Origin of the sequence: Nitrosomonas sp. (assembly GCF_043753625.1) — a bacterium.
GTDB lineage: Bacteria > Pseudomonadota > Gammaproteobacteria > Burkholderiales > Nitrosomonadaceae > Nitrosomonas.
In genome coordinates this window covers 1-9,198 of sequence record NZ_JAYUWI010000145.1, presented here as the reverse complement: position 1 = coordinate 9,198, position 9,198 = coordinate 1, and the positions used below count along the sequence as shown (strand labels likewise).

The following is a 9,198-nucleotide window of genomic DNA, read 5'->3' as shown; positions in this document are numbered from 1 at the left end:
GATGCGGGTTATCAAGGTATTGAAAAACGAGAAGAGAATCTTGAACAGTAGGCGAACTGATGGAGAAGCTTGAACATGCGAAAGCCAGCATTCGCGCCAAGGTCGAGCATCCCTTTCATGTCGTGAAGAATCTGTTCATGCACCGCAAGACCCGCTACAAGGGGTTAGTCAAAAATACCGCTCAGATGTTCTCGCTGCTCGGGCTTGCCAATTTGCTGCTGGCTCGCCGATGGATAGATGACACTGACAGCCAGGTTGCGTCCTGAAAACGAAAAATGAGAGGAATAATGCAAAAAATGATGCGATTCAGGTCAAAATTGGGCAAATTATCGCAATATTACATAATCACTCGGCTTGATCTCTACTGCGCGATGAATTATTCAGCGTTTCCTTAGAAGTTTCCTGAATGAGAAAAACTTACTTGCTCCCAGAAATGGCTTGCCAATGAAGGCGCCGCAACAGCGATATCTTCTTATTCTGATGCGATTGCATACGATGCAGGATGTCATCCAATGACTGGATTGCTTCGATAATATGTGATCCTTTGTTCAGCATAACGCATTCGGCACGAACACCCATCGCCGCATCGGTAATTTCAGCACGGCTGGGTTTGCCGCTCTTGGATAATCCCTCCAATACCTGCGTAGCCCATATCACCGGTAAACGCGCCGCCTCAGCCAACCAAAGAATTTCTTCCTGCAATTCCGCCAATCTTTCATAGCCGCATTCCACCGCCAGATCACCACGCGCAATCATTACACCGACATTTGATGATCGCAGCAAAGTCAACAACAGTTCCGGTAGATTCTCAAATGCGGCACGCGTTTCGATTTTCAGCACGATACCCAATTTTTCAGCTTTCAGTCGTTTCAAATGCTTTTGCAATAACAGAATGTCAGTGGGTTTTCTGACAAATGAAAATCCGACCATATCTGCATGCTTCACGACAAATTCCAGATGCTCGATGTCCTGCGCCGTCAGGCCATCCAACTCAAGCCGGCTATCCGGTAAGTTGATGCCTTTATTCGCGAGCAGTTTCTCTCCACCTTCGCGGGCTTGCGTGATTTCAACGACTAATTTATTTTTACAGACACTGCGAATTACGCCACCGATTCTGCCATCATCAATCAGGATACGTTCACCTGGCTGGACGTTTAGAAATACTTCCGGCAAGGAACAGGCAATACTGGCCGCATGCAGCAATCGTCCTCCCGCATCGAACTGAGCTGGCGTACCCGGCAAAGGTTCAGATGTGATATTCAGATTGTCTTCAATGTGTAAGCGGATCAATTCAGGTACTGGCGATAGCGTTCCGACAATGCCGGCACAACCCGTACGACGTGGGTGCCCGGACACAGGTACCCGCAGGCGATTGAGTGCTATACCAGGCGTGATATAGGTGGTTTGACTGGATTCGCCCCAAAAGCCTGTTCCAATTTGACCAACCAATTGCACGCTACGGGAGGAACCCCGCGCGTCAGTAAACTCAATGATATCGCGCGATGTAAATTTTGCCAGCCAATCTCCCTGTATAGGCAGACAAGCATCTGCAGGAGCCGGGCTGGGGGAAGTATCGCTTTCGGGATGCAACCATATTCGCGCGGGTGCAATCACGTTGCCATAGAGATCTCGCTGTGGTTTCCATTTAAGTACAGCCGGACCTGGGGCAATTTCGCCAGTGCGCAACTTAGGACCACCCAAATCCATTAGGATACGGCAAGGCCTGCCGGTTTCACGACACGCCAAATTGATATGCGCAATCATGCGGTTCCATATTTCAGGTGTATCATGCGCACAATTGATTCGGGCGCAATCCATACCATGGATGAGCATGTCTTTGATCAACGAATAATCGTCCGCCACTTCGCCTGGCATCGTGACCATGATCCGGACTCTGCGATGCGAGGGAGGCCTGCCAAATAACTGATTGGTGTTGCTTTCAAGCTGTGCCGCGCCTACCGCCTCTGCGGGAGGCGCTATTTTGTCAACCGATTTCTTGCCTAATGCGCAGCTCAAAAGAGCAATGATCGCATTGAGATTGGTGAAGACATGCGATTCCATGCGACCTAACGATGAGAGACCCACAGCCGCCAATCTTTCTTGCAGCGACCGTATATCTCGTCGCCTCAAGCCCAGGTAGTGAATCAGATTAACGGCACTGAATAGATGGGAAGGATGTACATGCTGCAGTGTTGTCGAGGATGAGTATTCAAGCGCCAACAGTTCACTCCGCAACTCTTCCAGCTCATTCAGCAAGCTGGCATAAGGATGCAACTTTTCAGATTTGCGCGAACCCGGTTTCTGTTTAATCATAATCCCAACAATTTTCAGGGATACGAGAAGTAATTTTATAAATTATAAAAAAATTTGATTACATGAATATGACAGATCACCAGCTGCACATACTTATTTGAAAGTTAGCTCAAATTACGCTGATTACGATGGGTGCCGATGACTTGGAAAAATCATTACGCTATTATCGCGATGGCCTTGGTCTTGCAGCACAAGAAATCTTAGGCACAGAATTTGGTGCGATTGAAATGTGATCTCAAATAGGGAGACCAAGTGAATTTCTTTTACATTTTAACAAACCTTGATAGCGGGTTTTGAATCGTGCATTCCCCTTGTATCAAATGTATACTAAAAAAGTGACTTCATTTCTGCGTCAGAACCTGGTTGTTAGCATCGCATCAAATTCACAATGGAGTATCCGATGAAACTCAATACCCCTTTACGTTACCCAGGCGGAAGAAAAAAATTATCAAGATTCATTAAGTTGATTTTTGAGCAAAACAATCTGTTAGATGGACATTATGTTGAGCCCTACGCAGACGGTGCGGAGATAGCAATAAATTTACTAACCCGCGGCCTATGTATCCTGCATCCATTTGAACGATGTGGATCCTGCTATATACGCTTTCTGGCACAGTGTTATCAATCAACCTGAAGCACTTTGCAGAGCCATTCACGATGTAGAAATAACAATGAAAGAATGGCAACGGCAGAAGGCTATTCTAAATTCCCTTGCGAATCACAGTCCACTTGAAGTGGGATTCTCAATTTTTTTCTAAATCGAGTTAATCGCTTAGGAATCCTCTGGGGAGGATCTATCGATGGAGAAAATCAGGACTGTCATTGGAAGCTTGGTGCACGCTTTGACAAGGTTGACTTGATTCGCAGAATTGAGTTGATTGCACGGTACCATTCACGGATTCATCTATATAACCAAAATGTGGCAGATTTTATTAAAACCGTATTGCCGACACTTCCCGACAAAACACTTACTTATATTGCCCCCCCCTCCTATGTCAAAGGGCGCTGGCTTGATGAAAATCACAATTTGCATAATGCTCGCGTAAGTATTGCAGAACTGGTCAAGGAACATATAACTCAGCACTGGATAGTTTTATGCGATAACAATCCGGAAATTATTGAGATGTACACAGGTTATCCGACCACAATCTGTGATATCAATCACAACGCACGACATCACTGCAAAGGCGCTGAAGTTATGTTTTTCAGCAAAGAACTAATCATTCCTAACTTGCAGAATCCATCAAATCTAAAGACGGCTTAAAATCTTTGATACAAGCTATGATATGCCGCTATACAATTTTTAGGGCATCTCTAAAAATCCAAATTCCGTCACAACACTTTTCTGCTCGCAAAAAATGCTTCCTTACATAGCTAGACTATGCAACAAGAAATTGAGTAAATATGAACCGTTACCCCATTGGCGCAGTAGATTAGCCTTAAGTTCGACAGACTCCTAGGCATATATATTTTTTGCTAACTTTCGTTTTAGCTTTCTATTGGAAATTGACTTTAAATATTTTTTCAAACTTACCAGTTTACGCTTGCGGTCATGAATTTCTGGCCAGCACTTTAAAATACGCTTGACGTAGAGCAAAAAAACCGTTGTTTTGCGCTTGTGTTTGCCACTGGGGCTTTGCAGTAACACTTGCTCTCTGAAGTGTTTATCAAGCTTACCAAGAATACCGGCCTCTTCAAACGCTTCCAGTGCCGCTACCTGTCTGTTATTGAGCTTCTTCTCCAATTTCCCTGTGGGTATAATCCACTTTCGTTCCTCACGACTGGTGACCAGATATACCTTGAGCCTAGTTTTGCTCATGACGACAGGAACTACTGCGATTCGCTTTTTCTTATGATGTTGCTTGCTAGCCATAATCCCGTTTACCTTCCTTGACTGGATGGGCATTCTAATAGCGTTTATTTTCAATCATACCTAAAGCTGAAAACTCCGGCGGTGTAAAGGTAACGGCTTCCACTTTAGATTAAAACTCCACTTCTGATAATATCAAATGTCTGTGTGATTCATTATAAATACCCCGCTCAAGTCAATGACTATTCGGAATAAAACTATAACGTGATTTTTCTAGCTGCATGTCCTTGTTGGTCATGGGCCATGGAAAACCCAATACTTCCTCATTACTAAAAATCCCGGACTCTTTCCGGCTCAGGTCAGAACTTTTTTCTCAGTTAAATAGAATTTTTACCCTTACGACGAATTCGCAATTCTCGATCCGATGTAAAAGTAAGATAGCTTTGTTGCATAGCTATTTTGACTGCATTTGCCATTGCGGATACGTCAATCCACTGAATAAAATTTTTATTTCACCCCAATTGCTATAACTCATACTCACTTTCTCGCGGTTTCTGAAACTTCTTTCCAAAGTTTGATATATGCGTAATTAGCTTGCTGGGACTTAGCAAAAACATCGACAGGTGCTTTGTGTACGCCCATTTTCTCGATATCTGATGAATAAGGGATGGTTGTATTCAGAAACATTTTGTATCTTGCCGACATGGCTTCCATCGTGGCTTTGTGCAGCGACTTTTGTCCCTGAACCATTGAGAAGAAAGGTACGATCTTATTCTGCGGATAATCATTTTCCTCAAAAAATGCCATTAGCTGCTCAAAAGTCCGTTCAGAAAGCGGGGTAGGAATAACAGGCACCAGAACCAAATTAGATGCGATAAATATAGATTCCGACAGATAGCTAATGGTTGGCGGACAGTCTAATATCACCAAGTCATATTCTTTATTGAAGCCTTTTAATACGCGCTTCAAACGATTTTTGCGTTTTTTGAAGCCTGCCAACAGTGTATCAAAGTTACGAAAACTCAAGTGTGCCGGAATAATATCCAGATTCTCAAAATCACTTGCTTTAATGTGTTTTACCAAGTTTTCATACGCATTAAAAAAGCGCTTTGCCCATTTCTTTGAGGATGGCTTGATTCTGAAATAAAAGGACGAGGCACCTTGAGGATCCAAGTCAATTAGTAATGTTTTTAACCCGGATTTGGCAGCCCAGTAGGCAAGATTAACCGCGGTAGCCGTTTTTCCGACGCCCCCTTTCATGCTGTAGCAAGCAATCACTTTCATTCTGAATCTCCTGTCTCTGCTGCCTCAAATACCAAATCAAATTCAATGGTCATATTTTCTGTGAAAAAATCTGCTAATGCGCCTTCAACTTTCGGACGTTCTTCTGTTTTCTTTCGATACAAAATTGCTATCAAACCACTCAAGGCTTTTGACATTTCAATCCGGGTATCATCAATATAACTGTTTAAAAACTCTATCTGGATACAATAATCATTGTAGTCACCCAATACGGTTTGTATCTTTTTAATTTCAATGACTATTTTACTTGTACGTTTCTTTGGCAACAAATCAACAAAAAATTCGATCAAGTAGCGTAGCTTTTTAAATTCAATGCGTAATTCATGAATTTTTTCATCTGCTGACTGGCTATTAATAGCCGCGCTCATTGCTAACATTTTATGATAGCGTTTTAACAATAATTTTTTTACAGCTTGCAATACTGGTTTTGATGCCAGGGGTGTTTGAAAAACAGAGCTCTGAGATAATTCTGCTGCACAGATGGCGACATCGTTCCTGTAATCGGTAGAGGACAAATATCTAGCCACTTTTTTTTTTCTTGCTTGCGCTGTTTTTCAATTAAGCGATACAGCTCGTTTAAGCCACTTTCAAAATTTGCTGGCAACATCGCACGATAACTGTCTTGAGCCAGTATAAATACGTCTAGATCCCGAAGCTTATTCGTTTTACATGCAATTGAGGATAGTCTAGGTTTTAGCGTGTCAAGCATTGATGTCGGCAATGCTTGTTTTAACAAACTGATTAATGATCTTAGTTTTCGAACGTTAACTCGAAATTGATGCAAAAACTCGGTGTCTGTATCTGCAATTACGCCGCCAACATAAAGCTTTGTCTGATCAAGCATAGCAGTGGCCATTGCTCGTACCGCTTGCTCTGTCCGCATATCCTTCGTCAGAGATAGTAGAGTGCTTTGTTTTGGTTCGAGGGCCTGGATATTTTGACCCATTAACAGAAATCTCAATCCGAAATGATTAATTTCTGCCTTAATGAAGGGCCTGAGTAGCTGTGCAGCTCGGGTATAGTATTTTGTATAACCACGTAGCGCTTGTAGCGTGAGATAAAGTCCAATTTTGTTGCCAACCATCGTTTGTGTTAAACGACCTCTCACCACTATTTTTTGATCGTCATTGCGCAATGAAAAATCCGTCTCAAGCAAGTTTATGGATGCGATAGGTAATACCGCGCGCAAACCAACTAAACTTTGCAATTTGTTTTTAACTTGATTCCCTGAAAATTCCCACCAGAATCTGGCTCCACTTGATGCGCCAACTTCGCCCATACAGCCAGAAGGATCAATGAGTTGGAATTGCTGTTTATTCACTTGGCAAAGCAGATAATTCGCCTTCCACAGATGAGAATCAAAGTCATCGTAAAATTGTAGATTAGAGGTTGTGCCCGGATTAGCCTCAATATCAAACTCAGAGGATATTTCCGAGAGAATGTCGGTGTTCCTGGCCACCTCATTTAATTCCCAGGTATTTTCTGGCAATGAATTCATTTTTAAATTTGGTGTTATTGTTTAAATACTTAAGTATATTGCTTTCTAAGCGTAACAAGGAGTTTCTTTGCCTAATTTAAGAGAGTATAAAAAAGCAGGGGATTCTCTGTAGCGACAGAATCTTACGAACACATAACAGAATATGCCTCTATACCGCTTTCAGTTTAATTTGAGTACCAATCAAACAAGTATTGAGTAGCCGGGGCGATAGTTCTACATCTCATGTTCGCCGATTTGACGATACGCTGCAATATTGCTCCCAATTAGAATGTCTTGGAGTTCACAGACGGCTATGTAAGCCCATGACGGTGCGGCAGTAAGACTGGTATTCGCAAACTGCCTCATTCAGAAAATAGTGCTGAAATTCCGGCAGAAAACGTGGAAAGGCAAATCGTCCTACTTAAGTACGTCGATAGGGGACAATCGGATAAGTATGCAGTATTCAATAAATGACTTACACGATACTGTAATAATTAATGACTAGTATTGTCATTTTATAAAACAAATTAGCTATTCATGCCGCGAAAGCAAAAGAAGATATATGTTCTTGATACCTCAGTTATTTTATACAACCACAACGCAATCTATAGCTTTGAAGAAAATAATGTAGCCATTCCAATCACCGTACTTGAAGAACTTGATCATTTTAAGAAGGGTAATGAGACAAAGAACTTTGAGACAAGGGAATTCATACGCATTATGGATAAACTGTCGGCAAATCACTCATTGCAAAATTGGATTCCCATTGACCAACCGACTCACGGTCAATTTAAAGTGATTATGCAGGAACAGACAAATGGACTGGATGCTACAAAAATCTTTGGAGAAAACAATGCCGATCACCGCATTCTAAATGCGGTCATTTCTTTGAGTGCAGAATATCCAAAAAACAAAATAATCTTGGTAACCAAGGATATTAACTTACGACTTAAGGCAAAGTCCCTTAATATTGCTGCAGAAGATTTTAAAACCGGGAAAATCAAAGATTTGGAATCCTTGTATACCGGTAAGACTGTTATAGAGGGGTTGGCTAAAGAGATTATTGACAGCATCTACACAAATGATTTTTGTATGCCTGAAGACGTTGGCATTAAAACCCCAATTCCCAATCACTACTTTATCCTTAAGAACAGCAGAACTTCTGTTTTAGTATTTTATAACCCTATATCGCAAAGAATCGAGCGCATTGAGAAAAAATCCGCCTACCGGATTGCACCGAGAAATGCAGAACAAGTTTTTGCTTTGCATGCGATCATTAATCCGAATATAAAACTAGTCACTTTACAGGGCGTCGCAGGGACGGGAAAAACGTTGCTGGCACTGGCCGGTGCGCTTGACCAGAAAAGGCATTTTAAGCAGATATATTTGGCACGACCCATTGTACCACTCAGCAATAAAGACATTGGTTTTTTACCCGGTGACATCATATCAAAGCTCAATCCGTATATGGAGCCGCTGTGGGATAACCTTAAATTCATTAAAAGTCAGTTTAATGAAAAAGACAAAGAATATAAAAAGATTACTGATGCGGTCGATCAGGAAAAGTTGAAAATCAACCCTTTGGCTTATATCAGGGGCCGGAGCATTTCAAATGTCTTTTTTATTGTGGATGAAGCGCAGAATCTGACCCCCCACGAAGTAAAAACCATCATCACTCGCGCAGGTGAAAACACCAAGATTATATTTACCGGGGATATTTATCAGATAGATACCCCTTATCTTGATTCCCAGAGTAATGGATTGTCTTATCTTATTGATAAAATCAAGCATCATGAAATCTATGCACATGTGCGATTAGAAAAGGGGGAACGGTCAAATCTGGCTAACTTGGCTAACCGATTGCTTTAAGATTGCGGGCTTGTTTATGCTGGAATCTCATTCGGCTAATAACCCGTGTAGATTAAACCAAAGAGCTGCAGATGAGGAGTGGTATATTCAGAGGTAAAGTCTTTAAGTTGCAAAAGAGCCGGCTCATTTGGCCGACTCTTTTGAAAAGACTGTGATTATTTGAGATTCATGCAATTAGCATAGTAAGTGACGGTTGCAGGCCAGTCAGAAAAAATCCCTAATATACGAACATCTTTCGCCAATACATGTAAGGCATTAAACATATCCCCATCATTATTGATCACGCTGATCTCATTATGGCTTGGATTTGGGTTTTCACCGTTAAGTGTTCCTGATTAGAAAGATTGTTCAGCCAAGCCCGATTTTTTCTATTATAAGGCGCATACTGACCCAAGAGAGCCCACCATCAAAGAGGAACTGCCATGGC

5 protein-coding genes and 2 pseudogenes are annotated in these 9,198 nt (G+C 41.9%); 3 read left to right on the top strand and 4 right to left on the bottom strand.

Features of this window, described 5'->3' with window-relative positions; genetic code table 11:
• A pseudogene (locus ACH10T_RS12415) lies at positions 1-266 on the top strand (transposase); the annotation flags it as partial.
• A 151-nt stretch (positions 267-417) separates the two neighbouring features.
• Here ACH10T_RS12415 and ACH10T_RS12410 read toward each other — a convergent pair.
• Positions 418-2,313, bottom strand: a complete 1,896-nt coding sequence (locus ACH10T_RS12410; RefSeq protein WP_394809579.1) for a pyruvate kinase — start codon at positions 2,311-2,313, stop codon at positions 418-420.
• A 919-nt stretch (positions 2,314-3,232) separates the two neighbouring features.
• On the opposite strand from ACH10T_RS12410, the gene ACH10T_RS12405 reads away from it, so the two are divergent.
• Entirely contained in the window at positions 3,233-3,577 is a 345-nt protein-coding gene (locus ACH10T_RS12405; RefSeq protein WP_394809578.1) for a hypothetical protein, read from the top strand.
• A gap of 192 nt (positions 3,578-3,769) precedes the next feature.
• Here ACH10T_RS12405 and ACH10T_RS12400 read toward each other — a convergent pair whose 3' ends face one another.
• The 3 genes and pseudogenes from ACH10T_RS12400 to ACH10T_RS12390 form a co-directional block, all read right to left on the bottom strand.
• The gene (locus ACH10T_RS12400) at positions 3,770-4,186 is read right to left on the bottom strand and encodes an NUDIX hydrolase (RefSeq protein WP_394809577.1); all 417 of its coding nucleotides are present in this window, start codon (positions 4,184-4,186) and stop codon (positions 3,770-3,772) included.
• 474 nt (positions 4,187-4,660) lie between these two features.
• On the bottom strand, positions 4,661-5,407 hold the full coding sequence (locus ACH10T_RS12395) for a ParA family protein (RefSeq protein WP_394809576.1): 747 nt from the start codon (positions 5,405-5,407) through the stop codon (positions 4,661-4,663).
• A pseudogene (locus ACH10T_RS12390) lies at positions 5,404-6,269 on the bottom strand (CHAD domain-containing protein). The gene ACH10T_RS12395 and the pseudogene ACH10T_RS12390 overlap by 4 nt, the downstream one beginning before the upstream one ends.
• Before the next feature lie 1,170 nt (positions 6,270-7,439).
• On the opposite strand from ACH10T_RS12390, the gene ACH10T_RS12385 reads away from it, so the two are divergent.
• Positions 7,440-8,771 carry a PhoH family protein gene (locus ACH10T_RS12385; protein ID WP_394809575.1) on the top strand — a complete coding sequence of 444 codons (1,332 nt, stop codon included), beginning with the start codon at positions 7,440-7,442 and terminating at the stop codon, positions 8,769-8,771.
• Positions 8,772-9,198 lie beyond the last annotated feature (427 nt).

What these genes read in the sequence shown, in the direction of transcription:
- ACH10T_RS12410 (WP_394809579.1), bottom strand. Translation starts at nt 2,313, where the DNA reads ATGATTAAACAGAAACCGGGTTCGCGCAAATCTGAAAAGTTGCATCCT.
- ACH10T_RS12400 (WP_394809577.1), bottom strand. Translation starts at nt 4,186, where the DNA reads ATGGCTAGCAAGCAACATCATAAGAAAAAGCGAATCGCAGTAGTTCCT.
- ACH10T_RS12395 (WP_394809576.1), bottom strand. Translation starts at nt 5,407, where the DNA reads ATGAAAGTGATTGCTTGCTACAGCATGAAAGGGGGCGTCGGAAAAACG.
- ACH10T_RS12385 (WP_394809575.1), top strand. Translation starts at nt 7,440, where the DNA reads ATGCCGCGAAAGCAAAAGAAGATATATGTTCTTGATACCTCAGTTATT.